This window comes from Geodermatophilus sp. SYSU D01180 (genome assembly GCF_054050415.1).
Genome location: NZ_JBJGZH010000039.1, coordinates 1 through 20766 on the forward strand (window position 1 = coordinate 1; position 20766 = coordinate 20766).

General features: G+C 73.6%; 23 protein-coding genes. 10 read left to right on the forward strand and 13 right to left on the reverse strand.

Going from position 1 to position 20766, the window contains the following annotated elements:
* The first annotated feature begins 135 nt into the window (after positions 1-135).
* Entirely contained in the window at positions 136-1050 is a 915-nt protein-coding gene (locus ACI8AA_RS22340; RefSeq protein ID WP_457046564.1) for a carbohydrate kinase family protein, read from the forward strand.
* 61 nt (positions 1051-1111) lie between these two features.
* Positions 1112-2287 (forward strand): DUF222 domain-containing protein, encoded by a 1176-nt coding sequence (locus ACI8AA_RS22345; RefSeq protein ID WP_457046565.1) that lies wholly within the window; start codon positions 1112-1114, stop codon positions 2285-2287.
* 3 nt (positions 2288-2290) lie between these two features.
* Here ACI8AA_RS22345 and ACI8AA_RS22350 read toward each other — a convergent pair whose 3' ends face one another.
* The 4 genes from ACI8AA_RS22350 to ACI8AA_RS22365 form a co-directional block, all read right to left on the reverse strand.
* Entirely contained in the window at positions 2291-3229 is a 939-nt protein-coding gene (locus tag ACI8AA_RS22350) for a PGN_0703 family putative restriction endonuclease (RefSeq protein WP_457046566.1), read from the reverse strand.
* Positions 3230-3233: 4 nt separating this feature from the next.
* Positions 3234-3821 (reverse strand): SHOCT domain-containing protein, encoded by a 588-nt coding sequence (locus tag ACI8AA_RS22355; RefSeq protein ID WP_457046567.1) that lies wholly within the window; start codon positions 3819-3821, stop codon positions 3234-3236.
* A gap of 155 nt (positions 3822-3976) precedes the next feature.
* A complete protein-coding gene (locus ACI8AA_RS22360; protein WP_457046568.1) occupies positions 3977-4399 on the reverse strand; it encodes a hypothetical protein in 423 nt (140 codons plus the stop codon).
* The gene (locus ACI8AA_RS22365) at positions 4392-7664 is read right to left on the reverse strand and encodes a TM0106 family RecB-like putative nuclease (protein WP_457046569.1); all 3273 of its coding nucleotides are present in this window, start codon (positions 7662-7664) and stop codon (positions 4392-4394) included. The genes ACI8AA_RS22360 and ACI8AA_RS22365 overlap by 8 nt, the downstream gene beginning before the upstream one ends.
* 113 nt (positions 7665-7777) lie before the next feature.
* On the opposite strand from ACI8AA_RS22365, the gene ACI8AA_RS22370 reads away from it, so the two are divergent.
* On the forward strand, positions 7778-9178 hold the full coding sequence (locus tag ACI8AA_RS22370; protein WP_457046570.1) for an ADP-ribosylglycohydrolase family protein: 1401 nt from the start codon (positions 7778-7780) through the stop codon (positions 9176-9178).
* On the opposite strand, the gene ACI8AA_RS22375 is transcribed toward ACI8AA_RS22370, so the two are convergent.
* A complete protein-coding gene (locus tag ACI8AA_RS22375) occupies positions 9179-9772 on the reverse strand; it encodes a VOC family protein (RefSeq protein ID WP_457046571.1) in 594 nt (197 codons plus the stop codon).
* Positions 9773-9853: 81 nt separating this feature from the next.
* Between ACI8AA_RS22375 and ACI8AA_RS22380 the strand changes: the two genes are divergently transcribed.
* Complete coding sequence (locus tag ACI8AA_RS22380) at positions 9854-10225, forward strand: DUF1330 domain-containing protein (RefSeq protein ID WP_457046572.1); 372 nt, start codon at positions 9854-9856, stop codon at positions 10223-10225.
* Positions 10226-10357: 132 nt separating this feature from the next.
* Positions 10358-10966, forward strand: a complete 609-nt coding sequence (locus ACI8AA_RS22385; RefSeq protein WP_457046573.1) for a hypothetical protein — start codon at positions 10358-10360, stop codon at positions 10964-10966.
* 1 nt (position 10967) lies between these two features.
* Here ACI8AA_RS22385 and ACI8AA_RS22390 read toward each other — a convergent pair whose 3' ends face one another.
* Positions 10968-11549 (reverse strand): hypothetical protein, encoded by a 582-nt coding sequence (locus ACI8AA_RS22390; protein WP_457046574.1) that lies wholly within the window; start codon positions 11547-11549, stop codon positions 10968-10970.
* A gap of 4 nt (positions 11550-11553) precedes the next feature.
* A complete protein-coding gene (locus ACI8AA_RS22395; RefSeq protein WP_457046575.1) occupies positions 11554-12948 on the reverse strand; it encodes a DUF4407 domain-containing protein in 1395 nt (464 codons plus the stop codon).
* A gap of 147 nt (positions 12949-13095) precedes the next feature.
* Between ACI8AA_RS22395 and ACI8AA_RS22400 the strand changes: the two genes are divergently transcribed.
* On the forward strand, positions 13096-13641 hold the full coding sequence (locus ACI8AA_RS22400) for a trypsin-like serine protease (RefSeq protein ID WP_457046576.1): 546 nt from the start codon (positions 13096-13098) through the stop codon (positions 13639-13641).
* Between the two features lie 90 nt (positions 13642-13731).
* Here ACI8AA_RS22400 and ACI8AA_RS22405 read toward each other — a convergent pair whose 3' ends face one another.
* The 3 genes from ACI8AA_RS22405 to ACI8AA_RS22415 all read right to left on the reverse strand — a co-directional run bounded on the left by ACI8AA_RS22405 (position 13732) and on the right by ACI8AA_RS22415 (position 15254).
* On the reverse strand, positions 13732-14130 hold the full coding sequence (locus ACI8AA_RS22405; protein ID WP_457046577.1) for a type II toxin-antitoxin system VapC family toxin: 399 nt from the start codon (positions 14128-14130) through the stop codon (positions 13732-13734).
* Positions 14127-14363, reverse strand: a complete 237-nt coding sequence (locus tag ACI8AA_RS22410) for a FitA-like ribbon-helix-helix domain-containing protein (protein WP_457046578.1) — start codon at positions 14361-14363, stop codon at positions 14127-14129. The genes ACI8AA_RS22405 and ACI8AA_RS22410 overlap by 4 nt, the downstream gene beginning before the upstream one ends.
* Before the next feature lie 135 nt (positions 14364-14498).
* Positions 14499-15254: an endonuclease/exonuclease/phosphatase family protein gene (locus ACI8AA_RS22415; RefSeq protein WP_457046579.1), complete on the reverse strand. Its 756-nt coding sequence runs from the start codon at positions 15252-15254 to the stop codon at positions 14499-14501.
* Between the two features lie 125 nt (positions 15255-15379).
* Between ACI8AA_RS22415 and ACI8AA_RS22420 the strand changes: the two genes are divergently transcribed.
* The 3 genes from ACI8AA_RS22420 to ACI8AA_RS22430 all read left to right on the forward strand — a co-directional run bounded on the left by ACI8AA_RS22420 (position 15380) and on the right by ACI8AA_RS22430 (position 17299).
* A complete protein-coding gene (locus ACI8AA_RS22420) occupies positions 15380-15610 on the forward strand; it encodes a FitA-like ribbon-helix-helix domain-containing protein (protein WP_457046580.1) in 231 nt (76 codons plus the stop codon).
* Positions 15607-15999 (forward strand): type II toxin-antitoxin system VapC family toxin, encoded by a 393-nt coding sequence (locus ACI8AA_RS22425; RefSeq protein WP_457046581.1) that lies wholly within the window; start codon positions 15607-15609, stop codon positions 15997-15999. Before ACI8AA_RS22420 ends, ACI8AA_RS22425 begins: the two co-directional genes overlap by 4 nt.
* A gap of 91 nt (positions 16000-16090) precedes the next feature.
* Positions 16091-17299, forward strand: a complete 1209-nt coding sequence (locus tag ACI8AA_RS22430; protein ID WP_457046582.1) for a hypothetical protein — start codon at positions 16091-16093, stop codon at positions 17297-17299.
* 60 nt (positions 17300-17359) lie between these two features.
* Here ACI8AA_RS22430 and ACI8AA_RS22435 read toward each other — a convergent pair whose 3' ends face one another.
* Together ACI8AA_RS22435 and ACI8AA_RS22440 are read right to left on the reverse strand one after the other, a co-directional pair.
* The gene (locus ACI8AA_RS22435) at positions 17360-18460 is read right to left on the reverse strand and encodes a DUF475 domain-containing protein (RefSeq protein WP_457046583.1); all 1101 of its coding nucleotides are present in this window, start codon (positions 18458-18460) and stop codon (positions 17360-17362) included.
* Between the two features lie 27 nt (positions 18461-18487).
* Positions 18488-19069 (reverse strand): TerD family protein, encoded by a 582-nt coding sequence (locus tag ACI8AA_RS22440; protein WP_457046584.1) that lies wholly within the window; start codon positions 19067-19069, stop codon positions 18488-18490.
* Between the two features lie 169 nt (positions 19070-19238).
* On the opposite strand from ACI8AA_RS22440, the gene ACI8AA_RS22445 reads away from it, so the two are divergent.
* Positions 19239-19757: an HAD domain-containing protein gene (locus ACI8AA_RS22445; protein ID WP_457046585.1), complete on the forward strand. Its 519-nt coding sequence runs from the start codon at positions 19239-19241 to the stop codon at positions 19755-19757.
* A gap of 125 nt (positions 19758-19882) precedes the next feature.
* Here ACI8AA_RS22445 and ACI8AA_RS22450 read toward each other — a convergent pair whose 3' ends face one another.
* Positions 19883-20527, reverse strand: coding sequence for a GIY-YIG nuclease family protein (locus tag ACI8AA_RS22450; protein ID WP_457046586.1), 645 nt, complete (start codon positions 20525-20527; stop codon positions 19883-19885).
* Positions 20528-20766 lie beyond the last annotated feature (239 nt).

Here is a 20766-nt window from a genome sequence, read left to right on the forward strand (position 1 = left end):
CTCGGGGGGCTTGTGTCTCCTCATAAACTACTCGAAGCGCCCGCACCCCCCCCCCGCCCCCCCCCCCCCCCCCCCCCCCCCCCCCCCCCCCCCCCCCCCCCCCCCCCCCCCCCCCCCCGACCCCATCCTCGGGTGGTGACCGCCGGCGATCCCGCCTGGCCGCGACCGGCCGGCCCCGGACCGGTGGTGGCGGTGGGCAAGCTGGTTGCCGACCAGCTGCTCGAGCTGTCCGCACCGCTGGTGGCCGGCGGCCAGCAGCGCGTCGAGCGGACGACGACGGCCGGCGGCGCCCCCGCCAACGTCACCGCCGGCGTGGCCCGCGTGGGTGTGCCCGCGCGGCTCGCGGGCTGGGCCGGCGCCGACCCGCTGGCCGACGGGCTGCTGGCCGGTCTCACCGAGCGCGGGGTCGAGCTCGCGGTGGTGCGCCGCGGCCGCACGCCGCTGGCGACGGTGCTCGTGCACCCCGACGGCGAGCGCACGGTGCTGACCGACAGCGGCGAGGGCCGGCTGGAGCCGGCCGACGTCCGTCCGGAGTGGTCCGCCGGTGCGGCCGTCGCCCACCTCGACGGCTACGACCTGCTGCGGTTCCCCGACGCGGTGCGGGCCGCGGCCGACACGGCGCACGACCTCGGGGTGCCGGTGAGCGCGGACGTCGCCGCGGCCGCCCGGATCTCCGCCCATGGCGCGGGCGCCTACGTCGACCTGCTCACCGGGCTGCGTCCGGACGTGCTCTGCTGCAACGCCGCCGAGGCCACGGTCCTGGGCCTGGACGGCGACCTGCCGGACTGGGCGCCGCCGCTGGTGCTGGTGCACGCCGGCGCCCGCCCGACCCGGGTCGTCACGGCGGCGGGCACGGTGGAGGTCCCGGTGGAGCCGCTACCGGCGGGCGGCGTCCGCGACACGACGGGCTGCGGGGACGCGTTCGCGGCCGGGCTGCTGACCGGCTGGCGCGCGGGTGCACCCGTGCTGGACGCCGTCCGGACCGGCCACGCGGCGGCCGCCGTGGTGGCCGGAGTGATCGGCGGCCAGCCACCGCCCTCTCCTCGATAATCGGCCCTCTGACCTGGGGATTCGTGCTGCACGAGGCTGCCGGATCGGCTAGACTTCGATCATGTGTTCGGGTGCCTCGGGGAGTGGGGACGTCCTCGACGACGTCGCCGCGCTGGTCGCCGAGCGCAACCGGATCGACGCCCGTCTGACCCGCCTCGTGCGTGATGCGGAGAACCAGCAGGCGCCCGAGCGGGACGGGCTGAAGTCGATGGCCTCCTGGCTGCGCGGGCACTGCCGGCTGTCGGCCGCGGAGGCGTCGCGGCTGGTGCGCACCGGCCGGGCGCTGGAGCACCTCCCCGCGGTGGCCGAGGCACACGCCGCCGGGCTGGTGTCCGCCGAGCAGGTCGCCGTCGCGGCGAAGGCGGTGACCCCCGAACGCCTCACCGCAGCCGCGGCCGCCGGGGTGGACCTCACCGTCATCGACGCGGTCCTCACCGGAGTCGCGATCGAGCGCCCGCACACCGACCTGGTCCAGATGGTGCAGCACTACTGCAACGACCTCGATCCCGACGGGCCCGAGCCCGACCCCACCGAGGGCCGGTCCTTGACGTTGTCCAAGCACGCCGACGGCAGCCTGACCCTCCGCGGGCACCTCGACGCCGTCGGCGGGGAGAAGCTGCAGACCGCCCTGGAGGCGCACGTGCAGGCCGACCGGCCCGCCGGGGACGACCGCACCCGCGCCCAGCGCCTCGGCGACGCCCTCGTCCAGGTCGCCGACAACGCCCTCGCGTCCGGGACGCTGCCTCAGCTGCGCGGGCACAAGCCGCAGATCGCCGTGCGGATCGACCTGGACGACCTGGTCGACCCGGCCGGGAGCCCGAACGCCGGGCGGATGGGGTTCGGCGCCACCATCTCCGCCGCCAGAGCCCGCTGGCTGGCCTGCGACGGCGCGGTGTCCCGGGTGGTGTTCGGTCCGGACGGCGCCCCGCTGGACCTGGGCCGGGAGCAGCGACTGATGAGCCGCCACATCCGCAAGGCTGCCGAACTGCGCGACGGCGGCTGCGTGTTCGCCGGCTGCGGGGCGCCGACCTGGTGGTGCGACGTCCACCACCTGATCCACTGGATCGACGGCGGCGACACCTCACTCGACAACAGCGCCCTGTTGTGCGAACGCCACCACACCGAGGTCCACCACGGCTTCCGCGTCGAGCGGCAACCGGACGGCCGATGGCGCACCTACCGACCGGACGCATCGGAGATCACCGTCCCGGCGCCGCTCCTGTCCCCCGCCGCCTGACCCTCAGGGCAGGTACCGGCGGCGGAAGAGCGCTGCCCAGTCGCTCAGCTCTGGCACCGCAGCGGCGGCGTCCACGAGGTCACCGTGCCCGCGGAAGAGGACCCGCGTCGGCAGGGCACCGCGGCCGGCGTCGATCCGGCGCACAGCGTCGCGGGCGCCCTCGTCGTCGTCCCGGGCGAGGACCAGCGTCACTGCCTCCTCCTCCCACACCGGACCACCCGCGGAGCCGCCGCGGCGCACGCTCTCGGTGAGCAGCACGTTCCGCAGCAGCTGCCGTGTCGGGTACTCGCCGAGGCGGTCGAAGGCGCCGTCGGCCATGCCGAACCGCTCGCAGTGCCGGCGGTAGTTGGCGTCCTTCTCCGGGCGCCGCCTGTCCTTGTCGGGGCCGGGGTCCCGGCTGAAGCTGTCCACGTACTTGGTCTCGACGGCGACCAGCACGCTCCGGCCGTCGGCCAGCCGGGCCGCCAGCACGGCGTCGAAGGCCGACCCGTCCCCCAGGTGCTCGTGCGGGGCCGGCGCCCACTCGCACTCGATGCCGTCGATGACGCGCTTCCCGACCTCGACCCTGTCGAAGCCCGTCACCGGCAGGTCGAGGAGATGCCCGAGGACGGTCGCGGCCTCGTCGCGGTGGGCGCGCAGGTGGCCGAAGACGCTGAACGCCAGCGGCATGGAGCTGAGCATGTTGGTGAACAGCCGCGAGCGCTCGAGCTGCCCGCCCTCGTCGCGCACGACCTCGGCGCGTGCGCGGGCGTACCGCGCTGCCTCGGGTGAGAGGAAGTTGTGGTCGCCGTGCTCCTCGCGGAGGTGGTTCCCGAGCGGCTGGCCCTTCCGCGTCCCGGCCGGCAGGTCGAGCACCTGCTCTCGGAAGTCCGACTGCCGCCGGCGCTCGCGTCGGGTGACCGGGTCGTCCGACCGGACGGTGGAGATGACGCTGTCGGTCACGACGTCAGATCCGCGCCAGGAGTTCGGCCTTCTTGGCCTCGAAGTCCGCGATGGTGATGACCCCCGCGTCCCGCAGCTCGGCCAGCTGGCGCAGCTGTTCGACGATCGCCGGGAAGCCGCCGTCACCAGCAGCGCTCGGCTGCGGGGCCGGGGCAGCCGGCTGCTTGACAAGCGGGTCCACCGGAACGGCCGGCGCCGGCGGCATGAGCAGCGCACTGACCGCGGCGCGGGCCCGGTCCACGAAAGGACCGCCGTCCGCCTTCTGCACGGAGGCGAAGACGACCTTCTGCCCCCTGGCGTGCAGGGTCAGCTTGCCGGTCAGCACGGCCGGGTCCCACAGGATCGACGCGACCTGCAGCAGGGGGTACTCCTCGACGGCCGAGCCTGCCCATCCGTCGCGGACGAACAACAGGCGACGGTCGGTGAGCACGAGCAGTCCCTGTCCCGAGCCGAGCATGGCGCCGACGAGGGCCTCGACCCGCTCGCCCGGCCACACGTGACCCGCGAGTGCGCGGATCTCCTTCTTCACGCCCAGCGTCGACGAGACGCGCGCCGCCGCCGCAGCGATGTCGGGACGTAGTTGCTCGCCCATGGTGCTCCTGTCCAGCGTCCGGCCCGCGTGGGCGCGGGCTCCGGACGACGGTAGGTACGGATCCGCGGGAGCCGTGGGACCCGTCGGTGCACGTCTCCCCCGGCCGTCCCAGTCACCTCAGGAGGACCACCGGGGCAGGCGGACCCCGCGCCGGTTCAGTACCGGACGCCGAGGTGGCGCTCGGCGCAGGTCGTGCACAAACCGGTGTTGTCGTGCACGTGCTCGCGGGCGTTGACCTGCCGGCACACCGGGCACCAGCGGAACGTCCGCCGCCGCTTGCGGGCGACCTCCTCGGCCGCCTCGGCCAGCTCGGCGCGCTCGTACAGCACCTCGTCGGAGGAGAACCGTCGGCCGGTCACGAACTCCCACACGAGCTCGTGGCCGGACCGGCGCGGCTCGGGACGGGCCAGCGTGAAGCCGAACCCGTCCCAGCCGACCGCCACCTGCGCCGGCTCCCCGCTCACGAACCACCGCTCGTGCGGCGGCCCGGGCACCTCCGTCCAGCCGTCGCCGAGCGCCCGCACCAGCACGTCGGGCGCCACCCCGACCAGGGCGGCGAGCTCCGCGGTGTCAGACACCGGCCATCTCGGCCAGCCGGCACATCGCGTTGACCTGGCGCAGCTGCTCCGGCGTCCGGACCTGTGCGTCGAGCAGCAGCGGGCTCATCACCACCACGGCCAGCGCCTTCGCCCGCGACACCGCCACGTTGAGCCGGTTGAGGTCGTACAGGAACGACACCCCGCGCGGCGCCTCGTCGGCCGAGGTCGACGTCGTCGAGTAGACGACGACCGGCGCCTCCTGGCCCTGGAACCGGTCGACTGTGCCCACCCGCGCGCCGTCGGGCAGCAGCGAGCGGATCAGCGCGACCTGGTTGTTGTACGGCGCGACGACGAGCACGTCGTTCGGGCCGATCGGCCGCTCGGCGCCCTCGGCGTCCACCCAGCCGACGCCCTGCAGCGACCGCCAGACGGCGGCCACCTCCGCGGCCTCCTCCGTCGACGACGCCGAGGCCGGCACCGTGTGCGCCACGAACCGCACCGCCAGCCCGGCTCCCGACACCAGCCCACCCGGCCGGACGGTGATCCGCTCGCGCAGCGCCGCCGACTCCAGCCGGCCCTCGTACGCCAGGTCGGACACGAACGCGGTCAGCGCCGGGTGCATCCGGTAGGTCGTGTCGAGGAAGACGCCCCGGCCGACCGGCACCGTCGGGTGCCCCTCGAGCAGGTGCTCCAGCGCGGACAGCCCCGACTCGCCGGGGTGCACCGCCTGGGTCGGCTGGGCGAGCTGCTGCGGGTCGCCGAGCAGGACGAGCGACCTCGCCGCCCGCGAGACCGCGAGGGCGTTGGCCAGCGCGAACTGCCCCGCCTCGTCGACGACGAGCACGTCGACGGCCTCGGCGAGGTCGGGCTGGGTCCAGAACCACGCCGTCCCGCCGACCAGCGACACGTCGCCGTCCAGCAGCCGCGAGGCGACCTCCTTGCCGTCCCGCGACCACTCCACGCCCGGCGCGCCGCAGGCCTGCTTCTCCTCGCACTTCTGCAGCGCCGGCCGGCCGACGGCCGACAGCACGTTGCCGATGACGGCGTGCGAGGTCGCCGTGACGCCGACCTTCTTGCCGGCGTCGAGCAGCGCCCGGATCAGCCGCGACGCCGCCCGCGTCTTGCCGCTGCCGGGCGGGCCCTGGACGGCGAGCACCTCGCCGTCGAGCCGCAGCCCGAGCCGGACGACGGCGTCGCCGGCCTCCTCCCCCGGCAGCCGCCGGCAGTCCGCGGGCACCCGCCGCTCGAGCAACGCCTGGCCGAGGCAGTCGCGGCCGGCGAGCACGTCGAGCGCGGTCGCGGCGATCGCCTCGCGCATGCCCTTGTCGTCGATCGGCCCCTCCGGGCCGAGGGCGCGCGGCGTGGGCTCCTTCGTCGACTTGACGACGAGTCGACCCTCGACGGCGTCCAGCTCGCGGATCTCCCCGACCCGCGCCCGGGTGTCGACGTCGACCACCTTCGACCCGACCGACAGCTTCGTGTCCTGCGTCGGGAAGGAGAACGCATACAGCTTCGACCGCTTCTCGGTGCCGACGTCGACCGGCGCGGACAGCCCCCCGAGCACCGTGCCGTCCTCGACCAGCGCGGCGTCGTCGAGGTCCTTGCGGGCGAAGAACTCCCACCAGCCGGGGCGGGCCTCGCGGCGGTGCCACTGCACGAGGTCGCCGAGCAGGCCGTGGCCGGCCGCCTGCAGCCGCTCGACCAGCGCGAGCTCCTCGGCCTCGGCCTCGGTCCGCTCCGTCGGGCCGGTGGTCTCGTGGAGCATCGGCCGGGTCTGGCCGCCGTACTGCGCCTCGAGTTCGGCGCGCTGGCCCTCGAGCCAGTCGTGCAACTCGCGGGTCGAGTCGACGTCGTCCTTGTTGTAGAGCTCGATGTCCACGAGGCGCTGCGGGTCGCGGTCGGCGAGCCACTTCTCGTAGGCGATGACGCTGCCCATGGCGTCGGCGACGTCGCCGGTGTGCTGTCGGCCGTAGAACGCCTCGACCTTCTTGATCGAGTACGAGCCCTTGCTGATCCGCATCGACTGCTTGACGACCGGATACAGGTCGACGAACCGCTCGGCGCGCAGCAGCTGGTCCAGCTCCGCCTCGCGGACGCCGTACCGGCCGGTGAGCCGCTTGAGCGCGCTGACCTCGTAGGCGGCGTAGTGGTAGACGTGCATGCCGGGGTCGGCGCGCCAGGCGTCCAGGACCAGGTCGATCAGGTCGGCGACCATCTGCTTCTCGGCGGCGGGGTCGTGCGCCCACAGCGCGGTGAAGCTGCCGTCGCGCCGCCCGACGCCGGCCAGGTACTCCAGGCCCGCGCCGTCGGCGGAGTGGGGGTCGCCCTCGAAGTCGAGGTAGAGGTCGCCGGCGCTGGGCGCGGGCAGCCGCAGCAGGCCGAGGTCCTTCGCCGGCGGGAGCAGGGTGCGGCTGGGGACGCCGGTGCGCCGCTCGTCGAGCTGCTGGCGGGCCTGCTCCTGCAGCCGGGCGCGGGTGGCCGCGCCGATCCGGGCGGCCCTCAGCGTCTCGGGCGGGGCCTCGGCCAGTTGCTCGAGCGTGGTGATGCCGGCGGCGCGCAGGGCGTCGCGGGTGTCCCGGCGCATGCCGGCGACGAGGGAGAGGTCGTCGGCCGCGGCCAGTTCCCCGTCGCACTTCGGCTTCCACGTGCACTGGCTGCAGTAGGGGCCGGGGACGGGCTCGGTGGCCGGCGGGTCGGCGACGAAGGCGGTCAGCCGGGCGCGGGCGCGGCGGGCGTAGGCGGCGACGTCGACCAGCCGCCACGGGTTGGTGACGCCGTCGCCGGTGACGACGCAGACCCGGTCGGGCTGCCTCCCCTGGAGGACGGCGAGCCGCTCGGCGTAGGTGGCCATCTGCAGCAGTGCGGGGACCTTGACGCGGCGGGCGAGCTTGGCGTCGGCGACCTCGTACGACCAGTTCCCGAGGGCCGACGGGGTGGACACCTTGAGGAGGAAGTCGGCCGCGCCGCCCCAGACGCCGTCGAAGAACGACGCCTGCGAGATGACGTCGACGCCGGCGCACATGGCCTGCAGCGTCATTGCCTCGGCCTCGCGGCGGCCCGCGGCGTCGAACCGGGCCGGGATGCGGACGACGCTGCGGCCCTCGGCCTCGAGCGCGTCGAGGTAGCGCATCTCGTGCTCGGTGCCGAGGTCGGCGATGAGCGCGGCGTGGTCGCCCGGGCCCTCGGCGAGCGGCTCGAGCCGGCCGTCGGCGACGGCGAGGTCGAGCGTCGTGAGGTGCGCGCAGGCCTGGTGGCGGGTCAGGTCGGTGGGGCTCAGGACCAGGGAGCCGTCGGTGCGGTACATCGAGACGGGACGGTCTCACGCGGGCCGCGTGATCGGTGTCTTCCGCGCCGACCCCCTCCGCCTTTCGCGCGCGAGAGGCGGAGAGGCGGACGTCGTCGCGCAGACTGGGCCCCGTGACCGCAGGACTGCACCGCTCGCACCGGGTGGCCGGCGCGCTCGTCGGCTCCGCCGTGGGTGACGCGCTGGGCGCGCCGTTCGAATTCGGTCCGGCCGGGGCGTTCTCCGCCCGATTCCCCTCCGACGCGCGGGGGGCCGCCACCGAGATGTGCGGCGGCGGGTCGCTGGGGTGGGCGCCGGGCGAGTTCACCGACGACACGCAGATGGCGCTGCTGGTGGCGCGGTCGCTGGTCGAGCGGGACGGGCTCGACGAGGCCGACGTCTTCGACCGGTTCGCGGCCTGGGCGGCCGCCGGCCCGCCGGACATCGGCGTGCAGACCCGGGCGGTGTTCGACTCGGGCCTGCCCTGGGACCGCGCGGCGACCGACCACTTCGCCCGCACCGGCCGGGCGGCCGGCAACGGCTCGCTCATGCGGACGACGCCCGCGGCCATCCGGTTCTCCCGGTTCGGCACCGAGGCCACCGTCGACGCCGCCCGGCGCATCTCGGCGCTCACCCACGGCGACCCCGCGGCCGGCGAGGGCTGCGCCGTCTTCCACGAGCTGATGCGCGTGGCGCTCGACGGCGGCGACCCGCTGGCCGCCGTCCCGGACGCCCTGGCGCTGGTCGACGTCGAGCACCGCGACCGGTGGGCCGCCGTCCTGGCGCCGGACTGGGAGCCCGCGAGGGCGACCGAGTCCAACGGCGCGGTGTGGCCGACGCTCGGCCAGGCGCTGTGGGCGCTCCGCCACGGGCGCGACTTCGCGCACGTGCTGCGGCTGGTGGTCGACCTCGGCGGCGACACCGACACGGTCGCCTGCGTCGCCGGCGGCCTGGCCGGCGCGGTGTCCGGGATGGGCGGCATCCCGATGCGGTGGGCGTCGGTGGTGCACGGCCGGGTGCCCGGTCACGGGGACCGGGTGTGGCGGCTGCCCGACCTGCTGCCGCTGGCCGCCGCGCTCGACGGCAAGGAGTTCCACGGCGGCGAGACGGGCGTCATCCCGCGGATCGGCCCGGCGGAGGTGCTGCCCGGCATCTGGGCGGGGAACCTCGACGGCGCCCGGCACGCCGACGAGGACTTCGCCGTCATCAGCCTGTGCCGGCTGGCCGAGCCGTTCCCGCACGCGGTGCACCGGCTGGCCTACATCGCCGACAACAGCCACAACGTCGACGTCGACGTCGTCCTGGCCGACGTCCTCGACGACCTCGCCGCCCTGCACACCGAGGGCCACCGGGTGCTCGTGCACTGCCACGGCGGGGCGTCGCGGACCGGGCTGGTGCTGCGCGCTTGGCTGGTCCGCGAGCACGGCATGACGCCGGACCAGGCGACGGCGCACGTCGCCGAGCGCTGGCCCCACCTCGGGCTGTGGAACGAGTCGTTCACCGCGGCGCTGGAGCGCCTGGCGGCTCGGCGGTAGTCAGACCTCGGTGATCCGGAGGGCCAGCAGGTCGCTCACCTCGACGGGACGGCCGGCGTCGACGACCAGCTCCAGCCGGTGCCGGCCCGGGCGGTGCACGACGCGCGGACCGGCGTAGCGGGGGACGCCCGCTGCTGCGGGACCGGCGTGGTGCACGCACTGGAGTGCACCCGCGGCCGGAGCCGTCCCGGTACGGCGGCGGAGCGGGAGGTCGAGCACGAAGACCAGGGGCCGTTCGGGGTGGCGCTCGTCGTCGCGGTGCACCCAGATCGGGAAGCCGAGCTCGGCGTACTGCCAGTAGGCGGGTTCCTGCTCGGGAGCGAGCCGGCCGCGCAACCCGATCCCGAACGGGCTGGCGCCCGTCGTGGGCCAGTCGGCCCGGCGGTCCAGCCGCAGGGGGTTGCCCCGGGCCTCGGCGCGGTCCTCGACCCACACCAGCTCCAGGTAGTGCCCGGCGAGGAGGAGCCGCCGGTTGCGGGTGCCCTGCCCGGGGTGCGTGGTGCCGGCGTCGAGCGGCCAGCCGGCCGCGGTGAGCCGCTCGGCCCAGGCCTCCTCCGGGCTGGCCATGCAGAGCACGTGGTCGAGCTCGAGCACGTCTCCAGTGTGCCGCCGTGCCCCCTCGGGGGTCACCCCTCGCGGAGATGCGCGCGAACCGGGCGTTGCTAGCGTCCGGACGTGGCCGTCGACCCGCGTGGAGCCGATCTCAAGCGATACCTGCAGGAGGACCCGGGCGGGCCGGTGGTGATGCTCAACCTGCTCCGCTTCGCCGAGGGCGGCCGCGAGTCCTACGACCGGTACGCCCGGGCGCTGTCGGAGACCTTCCTCCCCCGCTACGGCGGCGAGGTCCTCTACGCCGGCGACGGCGGCACCCCGCTGGTGGCCGAGCAGGGCCAGGACTGGGACGCGGTGCTGCTCGTCCGCTATCCCTCGCGCGAGGCGTTCAGCCGGATGGTCGCCGACCCCGAGTACCAGCAGGTCACCCACCTGCGCACGCAGGCGCTGACCGAGGCCGTGCTGCAGCCGACCACCTCCTGGGCGCGCGACTGACCCCTCCACCGGGGCCCGTTCCCGTCGGCCGCCGGAGGGTGTGCGCTGAGGGCGCTTTCCCCGGTCAGGAATGCGCCCTCAGCGCACCGCCTCCGGTGGGTCGGGTCCGCCTCCCGGTCCTAGGGTCGGCACATGCGGAGGCCGCGCACGCAGGACGACCTCGACGCGACGTACTCCCCCGGCCAGACGCCGGAGCAGAGCCGCGCGATGGCCCGGCGGCTGGAGGCCTGGGCGACGGAGGGCACCCGGCCCGGCGACGAGGTCAACGCCGCTGAACTGCTGGTGTTCGCCGCCGAGCAACTGACCCGGATCGGGGATGCGCACGAGGCGCTGCGCCTGACCCGTCGCGCCGTCGCGACCGGGGAACCGGTGCACCCGGACGTCCGCTGCTTCCTGCACCACGCCCTGCTGGAGGTCGGCGACGTCGACGCCGCCCGCGAGCTGGCCGGCCAGGTGCGCCGGGAGCGGCCGGCCGACGTCGACGTCTACCTGCTGCTGGGCGAGGACTACGAGGTGCACGGGAACCCGCGCGAGGCGCACCGCTGGCTGACGCTGGGCGTCCAGCGGGCGCTGGAGGACGTGGTGGACGTCGACGACGCCTCGGAGGAGCTGGTCCTGCGCCAGGCCGCCCACCTGCTGGTGGCACGGCGCCGGGTCCGCCGGCAGCTGGGCATGCCGGTCGACGAGTGGGACGAGCTGGCTCCGGTGCCTCCCGCCCTCGACGACGAGCAGCTCGACTGACTCACCCCTCGCGGACGACGACCTCGCGGATCCGGCCGGCCAACCCGGCGTAGGGGACCGGCGGGCCGGCCAGCGCCTCGACGCGGGCGAGGCCCATGCTCGCCTGCCCGGTCGCGACGACCCGCGCGCGCGGGAGGACCCAGAACGACCACTGGCCGAGGTCGAGCGCGTCGTAGCTCGCGTGCTCTTCCGCGGTGAGGACGGCGAAGACGTAGCCGTCGGCGTTGTACGTCGGCTCCCCCACCGGACCGCCGTCGGTCCACACACGGGCGCGCAGGCCACCGAAGGTGATCGACGACAGCTTCGACTGCTCCCACGCCTGCAGGTAGGCGCCGGACTTCACCTCGAGCCGCAGACCCTCCGGCGTCAGGACGTCGTAGCTGTCCCACTCGACCCGCGGACGCGGGTCCGCGCCGACGGCCCGGGCGACCAGGTACTCGGCGAGCAGCGGGCGCACGGTGTTGGTGCGCAGGTCCGAGTAGGCCCACGCCCAGAAGTCGCGCAGCGTCGCGCCGGCGCCGCCGATCGGCTCGTCCCCGCTGAGGATGCGGGCCTCCGGCAGCGGGCCCCAGCTCGTCGTCACGGCGTCAGATCCCGGACGTGACCCGGTTGCCCGGGCGGCGGGGCGGGCGGATCGTGCGCGCGGCCGAGCGGGCCAGGCGGATGGGGCCGGTGTCCCAGATCTTCTGGCCGGGCTCGTCGGCCGGCGGCGCCGGCTGCGGCACCGGGCGGGCGGCCTCCTCGGCCTCCACCTGTGCCTGGGCGAGCGCGGCGAGGTGGCGGGCCCGGATGGCGGCCTTCTGCCGGTCCAGCCGCTCCTGCTCGGCCATGACCAGCATCTCCTCCTTGGCCTCGGCCACCGTGCGCCGCGACTGCTGCTGCATCTCCTCGATGTCGACGTCGCTGCTGTCGCGCAGCGCCGCGAGCTTGTCGTAGGCGGTCGGCGGACCGAAGTTGAGCAGCACCTTCATGAGCACCGGGAGGATCTCGACGCACATGAACAGCAGCGACAGCATGAACTTGGCAGCGGCGAGCGTGGCGTTGCGGTCGCTGAGCCGGTCGAGCGCCTCGAGTCGCAGCAGGATGCCGCCGGAGCCCTCGTTGGTGGCGTCGAACGCGGCCTGCAGCCGGTCCAGCTCGGCGGTCAGCCGGGCGAGCTCGGCCTGGTCGGTGGCGAGGGAGGCGGCGGCGAGGTCGGCGCTGCGCGACTCGGCGTCGGACGCCGCGTCCTGCGCGTCACCCAGGGCCGCGCGGGCCGAGGCGACGACGCCGGCCTGCGCGTCGGCGGCTGCCCGGGCCTGCACGTAGGCGTCGCCGGTGCCGGGGTCGCCGGTGCCGCAGGTGCCGTCCAGCTCGCACTGGGCGCGCGCCTCGAGGTCGCGCTGGGTGGCGAGGGCGGCGTCGTAGGCGGACTGCTTCGCCGCGACGTCGGCCTGCACGGCGGCCAGCGCCGGGTCGGCCTGCCCGCCGGTGGCGACGACGTCCTGCCCCTGCGTCACCCGCTCCTGCAGCTCGTCGAGGCCGGCGAAGCGCGCGTCGGACTCCAGCGACTGCCGGTACGTGTCCGCGGCCTCGGCCTGCATGACGGTGATCTCGGCGTCGATCTCCTTGTGGAACACCTGCAGCGTCAGGGGCGTCGCGACGACGACCCCGAGGATCAGCGCCAGCCCCACGCGCGGGACGGCGAGGGCGAGGTTCCGCTTGAGCGAGGCGTCGTGCGCCATACCGACGAGCAGCATCCGGTCGAGGTTGACCACGACGGCGCCCCAGCCGAGGCCGAGCACCAGCGCGAACGGCCACCAGACACCCAGGGCCATGTGCAACGCGAACGACGCCGACGCGACGGCGAGGCCGCCGGTGCTGAGCAGGACCCCGCCGAGCGCGGCGAACCGCGGGCGGGCGCCGGGCGCCGCCTCGAGCAGGTCGGGCCGCGCGCCGCCGAGGACCGCGAGGCGGTCCTGGAGCCGTCGTCGTCCAGCCATGTGGGTTGCACTCCCCGAGCGCCGGGGGTCGTGGTTCGTCCGCCGCTCCCCTGCCCCATCGGCAGTCGGCCTCCGGGCCGGGACGCCGTCGTCACACCCGCCCCACCTGACCGAGCGCTCGGGTCCGTCTACCCGACCAGCGGTGGCGTGACGTCGGACGAGCCCTACTCGTACGGCTACGAGGGCCTGGGCACCATCCCGGAGACCAGGGACGCCGGCGTGCTGATCCTCGACGCCCCGGTGCAGTCGGCGTACCCGGAGATCGACGAGTACGCCTCGCTGGCCACCGCCGGTTCCCTGGACAGCTACAAGGCGGACCACCCGGGCAACTCGGCCACCACGACGCTGTCGGGCTACGGCGTGCAGGAGAGCAACGGCAGCCAGACCAAGCAGATCGCCTACCGAGAGCGGCTGACCGCCGAGAGCTTCATCATCGGGCTGAACGGCACCAACGCCGGCGGCTACAACGTGAAGCTGTCGACCAACCCGGGCAACGGCCGCGGCGGCACGTGCTTCGGCGACTCCGGCGGCCCGGTCCTCGTGGGCGACACGGTGACCGCGGTCAACTCGTTCGTCATGAACGGCGCCTGCGCCGGCACCGGCTACCGGGTCGACCAGCAGGCCTTCCTCGACTGGCTGCGGACGACCATCGGTGACGAGGCGTGGAACGACATCGAGCACGTCACCCTCTGAGCCACACCTGACCGGGGCCGTCCCGCCGCAGCGTCGCGGTGGGACGGCCCTCGTCACATCCGGGACAGGACGACGTCGGCCCGCTCGGGGTCACGCCCTCGGAGTGCGGAAGCGGCACCGCGGCCCGGACGCCCGGGCGAGCCTGCGGTCGAGCGTCCACAACGGCGCATCGAGCTCCTCGGCCAGCGCGACGTACGCGGCGTCGTAGGCGGTGACGGTGGGGTGCAGCGCCCAGACACGCTCCCCCAGCGGCTCGTACGGGAAGGTCGTCACGGGCAGGTCCACGAGGTCACGGTGCGCCAGCGCCGCGGCGTCACGCCCGAGGCGCTGCGCCAGGACGGCGCGCCGGAGCACGTTGGACACCTCGACGTGGAGGTGCGCCGGCGCCGCGAGCACCTCCCCGCGCAGACCCGCGCGGGCCCACGCCCCGTCGGGGCCGCCGTCGACCAGTGCGGCGACCACCGCGGAGGAGTCGACGACGACGGTCACCGGCGGTCCTCGTCGCGGAGCTCGACGATCTGCTGGGCCGCCAGCGTGCTCCCGGTCGCCCTGACCCGGTGCTCGACCCGGTCCCAGAGGTCCACGGGGCTCGGCCGCCGGGCCAGCTCGTTGAGCTGCGCGCGCACGTACTCCTGCAGCGACTGGCCGGCCCGAGCGGCTCGAGCGGCCAGTTCGTCCCGTGTCTCGTCCGGGACGTCGCGGATCGTCATCGACACCGGCATGCATGCAGATTAGCAGCGGCACCTGCACATCGATGCCGGACAGCATGCAGCGGACACTGTCGAACGACGAGGCCTACGAACTGGCGTTGGCCATCGCCTCAGGGCAGCAGGACGACAGCGAGCTGATCGCCCTCGTCATGTCCGGGGCAGGACGACGTCGGCCGTGTAGGCGGCATGGTCGCTGAGCTTCCTGCCGTCGGGCCAGGTCGGAAGGTGCATCACGGCATCCCCGTCCTCCAGACCACGGCTGACGGCCAGGTGGTCGATCGAGTAGAGGCCACCGATCCGATGTTCACTGCGCTCCGTCAGTGTGATGAGCCCCAACCCGTCGAAGGCCTCACGAAGTGCCTGGGCGCCGGCCTTGGTGGTGCTCTCGAACGGTGGAGTGAGGGGCTGGTTGAAGTCGCCGCCCCAGATCACGTACTCGCCGTCCTCTCGCGCGTCCTCGATGCGAGAGACGTGACGGTCGAGGACGAACGCGAACTGCTCGACCTGGCCGTCCGGGAGCTCGAACCAGTACTTGCCCGCAGACTTCCAGGGCAGCACTGAGCTGGCGACGAGGACGGACGTCCCGTCGACATCGACACGCGCGAGGACCAGTCCCTCATCCCCTGGGTGGTCACGCTCGGCGGTCAGCTCGGTCAGCGGCAACGTCGTCTCGATGCCTGCCCATCGCCTGGGTCGATCAGGGTCGAAGCTGCGAGCGGGCGACACGGCGAAGTTCCCTCCGCGCGGGTCCCAGTCCCGGTGCACCTCCGTGAGCAGCCAGATGTCCGCCTTCTGCGCATCGAGCCACGCTGCGACCTCCTGCCCCTTGTCCGATGACGAAGGGGGGCAGCGATCCAGGTTCCACGTGCCGACGCGCAGGGTGCTCGGCTGGTCGGTAGGCATAAAGACACCTTGACCCGTCGCGGTTCCGGAACGGCTGCGCCGCGCGGCACAGGTCACCTGCGTTGGCGAGACGCACAGCCGCCGCGATAGGGGCCGCACATGCAGATCGCATGTAGCCTCGTCGGATGAGCAAGATGCTGCAGGTCCGCAACGTGCCCGACGACCTGCACGCCGAGCTGCGCCGCCGCGCTGCCGCCGCGGGGATGTCGCTGTCCGACTACGTGCTGCGCGAGCTGCGCCGCGTCGGTGAGCGGTCGCCGATGGCCGAGGCCCTCGCCCGCTCCGCGGCGCTGCGGATCCCGCTGCCGATGGACGAGGTCGTCGAGGACATCCGGGCCGACCGCGACGGCCGGTGATCGTCGTCGACGCCTCGACGGTCGTCGCGGCGCTCCTGGACTCCGGCCCCGGTGGGGAGGCGGCCCGCGACGCGCTGCTCGGGGACGAGCCCCACGCCCCGCACCTCCTCGACGTCGAGGTGCTCTCGGCCGTCCGTCGGCACGCGCTGAGCGGGCGGTTGAGCGATGTCGCCGCCCGCGGCGCGGTCGACGCGGTGCGGGAGCTGCCGGTGGTCCGGCACGGACACGACCTGCTGCTCGACCGGGCGCTCGAGCTCCGCCACGCGGTGACCGCCTACGACGGGGTCTACGTCGCGCTCGCGGAGATCCTCGGGGCGGGCCTGGTCACCGGCGACCGCCGGCTGTCGCGCGCACCGGGCCTGCGGTGTCCGGTGACGACGATCGGCTGACGTCCGCGCGGGAAGCCGGACGCAAGGGGCCCGCAAGCATAGGGCCGGAGGGTGCGGGCACCAGCCCACGCACCCCAGGAGCACTCCCCTCATGCGCTCGTCCCGCCCCGGCGCCGCCGCGCTGCTCGCCTCCGCCGTCCTCGCGGCCGGCTGCTCGACCTCCGTCGTCGGCGTCGCCGAGCCGGGCGGGCCGGCCGCCGCCGGACCGCTCACCGAGGTCCTCGGCCAGGTGGAGGTCGACGCGGGCATCGAGGGGCACGTGCGCCTCTCGGACATCGCCGCCACCCCCGACGGCGGCTTCGTCGTCCTCATGACCGGCGACCTCGGCGGCAACCACCGCAGCGTCCTGGTCGAGCTCGTCCCCGGCGACGGCGGCCTGACCGTCGGCGCGGTGACCGAGGGCCCGCCCGCCCTCGACACGGGCGAGGTGCACGTCGCGCCCGACGGCACCGTGGTCGCCCTCCTGCCGGTCGTGCCCGCCGACACCAGCGGCGGCGGCCGGGAGGAGGACCTCGCCCTCGCCGTCCTGACGCCCGGCGGCGACAAGCCCGACGTCCGGCGCATCGCCGCCGATGCCGAGCTCGGCACGCCCGACACCGGAATCGGCGTCCTCTCCTCCGACGGCACGACGCTGCACGCCAGCCTGCAGTGGTACGTCGACGGGGACACCGTCAGCCGCCTGGCCACGGTCGACGTCGCCACCGGCGAGGTCACCGCCAGCGCGCCGCTGCAGGTCGAGACGCCGGGCCAGGCGGTCGCACGGGACGTCGCCCTGCGTCCCGACGGCGGCCTGGCGGCGCTGGTGACCGTCGACCGCGACGCGGAGGGCGACGTCGACGGCGTCGTCCTGGCGCAGTACGACGCCGACCTGCTGCCCGCCGGCGAGCCGGTGGAGCTGGTCGAGGAGCCGGAGAGCACCGGCTACGCCCTGGCCGTGCTGGCCGACGGGACGGCGGTCGCGTCGGTCGTCGCAGGAGAGTGGGACACCGGCGAGCCGCGGCTGGTGACCGTCCGCGATGGCGCCGTCCAGGCCAGCGCTGTGCTGCCCGGCTCGGGCACCGATCTCGCCGTCGAGCCGGCCGGGCGGCACGTCTACCTCGTCCACGGGCGGCCGGAGGCGGGCGTCGATCTGGCCACCGTCGAGCTCGCCACCGGCGAGACCGTCGCCGACGTCGAGCTGTGCCCGGCCGGGATCCCCGCACCCCTCGCCCTCGCCGCGGACGGGCGCACGGTCGCCGCCACCGTCGCCTGCGAGCAGGACGAGAACCTCCCCGCCGACCTCGCCGTCCTCGTCGGCTGAGGACGCCGGTGCCCCGGCCGCGCGAGGCGGCCGGGGCACCGGGTCGTGCAGGAAAGGCGGTCAGACCGAGACGGTCTCCCGCTCGGGCTGCGGGTCCTCGTCGGACGACGCCGCGGGGACCTCGCGGGCGTCCTCCCGCCGCTGCGCGACGACGCTGGCGACGACCGCCGCGACGATGAACAGCAGGCCGGTGAGGCCGGTGACGTACTCGCTGATGTGGAAGCGCAGCTCGAGGATCATGATCGCCGCGAGCACGCCGATCGCCCACATCGCGCCGTGCTCGAGGTAGCGGTACTGCTCGAGCGTGCCGCGGTCGACCATGAAGATCGTCAGCGACCGCACCCAGAAGGCGCCGATGCCGAGGCCCAGGGCGATGATCAGGATGTCGCTGCTGATGGCGAACGCGCCGATGACGCCGTCGAAGCTGAACGACGCGTCGAGCACCTCGAGGTAGAGGAACGCGGCGGCACCGGCGCCGGCGACGGCCTTGGTGGCGGTGCCGGTGGCCGACGGCGTCGACTCCTCGTCCTCGTCGTCGTCGGACTCCATGAGCTCGTTGAGCCCGCCGATGAGCAGGTAGGTGAACAGGCCGGCGAGCCCGGCGAGCAGCACGGTGGAGTACTTGTCGTCGTCGGCCATCTGCGAGCCGACGTAGATGACTGCCAGCGCGATGACGATCGACAGGTAGGGCAGCTTCCCGGCCTTGGCCAGCGGCTTCTCCAGCCAGGCGAGCCAGTGGACGTCGCGCTCCTCGTCGAAGGCGAAGTTCAGGAAGATCATCAGCAGGAAGATCCCGCCGAACGTGTAGATCGCCTCGGCGGACGCCTCGACGTTCTCCGCGTAGGCCTCCTGGTCGGTGAGCGCCAGGTCCCACACCTCGGGGATCGACAGCTGCGCCGTCACCGAGACGAGCAGGATCGGCAGCAGCAGCCGCATGCCGAACACGGCGATGAAGATGCCGACGTAGAGGAAGAGCTTCCGCCACAGCGGGCTCATGTTCCGGAGGACCTTGGCGTTGACGACCGCGTTGTCGAAGGACAGGCAGACCTCGAGGACGCCGAGCACGGCGACGGCGAGGAGCGCGGCGGGGCCGCCGAAGAGCACGGCGGTGACGAGGGCGGCCGCCGTCAGGAAGACGGAGAAGCCGAAGTAGCGGATCACGGGGTGCTTTCTGCTCGGGTACGGGGGTCAGGCGACGTCGACGCCGAAGTCCTGCGCGATGCCGCGCAGGCCGCTGGCGTAGCCCTGGCCGACGGCACGGAACTTCCAGTCGCCGTCGCGGCGGTAGAGCTCGCCGAAGACCATCGCGGTCTCCATCGAGGCGTCCTCGGTCAGGTCGAAGCGGGTGATCTCGCGGCCGGTCACCTGGTCGACGACGCGGATGAACGCGTTGCGCACGCCGCCGAAGTTCTGCCGGCGGCTGTCCGCGTCGTAGATGGACACCGCGAAGACGATCTTCTGCACGAGCGGCGGGACGGCGGTCAGGTCGACCTGGATGACCTCGTCGTCACCCTCGCCCTCGCCGGTGAGGTTGTCGCCGGTGTGCACGACGGAGCCGTCGGGGCTGCGCAGGTTGTTGAAGAAGACGAAGCCGTTGTCGTCCGGGGTCACCCTACCGCGCTCGTCGACCATGATCGCCGAGGCGTCGAGGTCGTACTCGGCGGTCGAGAAGGTGGCCACGTCCCAGCCGAGGCCGACGTTTACGGCGCGGAGGCCGGGGGCCTCCTTGGTCAGCGAGACGTTCCCGCCCTTGGTGAGGACGACGGACATGCTGCTCCCCTCGTTCGGTTCTGGCGCAGCTCCGCGGCTGCTCCGGGCACGGCCGCCGATGCTGCCCGACGGCGGTCCGGAAGACCACGGACCTCCGCGTCGGCGGGGCGGCTGTGACTCCTGCGCACGGACCGAGAGCCGGGCGAGACGCCGCGGGTAGGGAGCGGCCATGGCCCCGACCGGCGACCGTCCGATCCTGCTGCTCGACGTCGACGGCGTGCTCAACGCGCCCGTCCGCACGCTGCCCGACGGCTGGCAGCGGGGCACGTTCAACGGCTTCCTGCTGTCCTGGGACCCGACCGTCACCGCCCGGCTGCGGGGGCTGCACGAGTCGGGCCGGGTGGAGATCCAGTGGCTGACCACCTGGACCACGGACGCCGACCGGCTGCTGGCCGAGCCGATGGGCCTGCCGCGGGGGCTGAAGGTGCACGCCCGCGCGGACTCGGCCCCGACCGGGTTCCTCGGCCCGCTCTGGGGCGAGTCGGGCTGGTGGAAGCTCGCCGTCGCGCGGGAGGTGGCCGCGGCCGAGCCGGATCGGCGGATCGTCTGGATCGACGACGACCTCGCCGAGCAGGCCGCCGACACCGGCGACTGGCTGGCCGCGAACCCGCACGTGCTGGTGGTCGCCCCGGATCTCTACGTCGGGCTCACCCACGCGCAGCTGGACGAGATCGAGGCGTGGCTGTGAGGCCCCGCTGTTCGAGTTCCGCCAGCACATCATTGAGGGTGCGCCCTCTCAGGGATGAGAGCACTATGCCTGGCGGCCACGAACCGTGGGCAATGCGACTAGCGCTTGCAGCCGAAGAGGTTGCCCTACTCGATGGATTCGAGATACCGATTATGAGCCTCGTCGATCTTGCGAGCAACCTCGTCCTCGAAGAGTGGTGTGACATTGATGAGATCGACCTCGTCCAGCTCCAAGAATTTCGCTACATTGACTTCGATCGGATCACTGGGATCAAAGTGGTCGCCCATCACGTCCATATCGACCTGCTCGACAGTCCTACCTCTCCCAGGAGGGTAAGAACTGACAATCTCAAGAAGGACGGCGTCTGCGAGTTGCACGATGGCGACACTCGTGACGCCATCCTTGATCCAGTATCGGTACTGAACATGAAGCTGCGAAAGGATCTCCGCGCGCTCCCCCTCAGGAGGCATGATAGGAAACTTGCACGCCTCCGACTGCAAGGCCATAACCGCAGCCTTCACCGGGATCCTGAAGCAGTCCCGGCGGTCCTCTACGCGATATGCGCTAAATCGTTGATGAATCCGCGCCTTTACTTGCTGAATGTCAGAGACCAGCTCGTCATAGACCACAACACACCTATCCGGAATCCCCGAGGGCATGGACAGCCCTGCGCCTCTACGCCTGGAGGCGTTCTCGGTCGCCCCGAACTTCACTAAGTTCGGCACTGACGGATCCATGAGGACATAGACCGATCCCTCTACCACTGCCACCCATCCGACGTATTCATGCTGTGGTGCTACTTAGCCGAGTGAGACTAAGCCGCCGTCCGGCCGGCACCGGACCATCTGGGGCCGTGTCGCCCTGCACGGGCCAGATGCCGGAACATCAAGTCCACCCCTCCCATCGGCGAGGACAGCCGACTGACTCAGGCGCACGCCCCCCGGCTAGGGCGCCTCATCGATCTCCTGAGTCCCATGCGACAAGACCGCCCCAGTCAACCCCGCCGTGT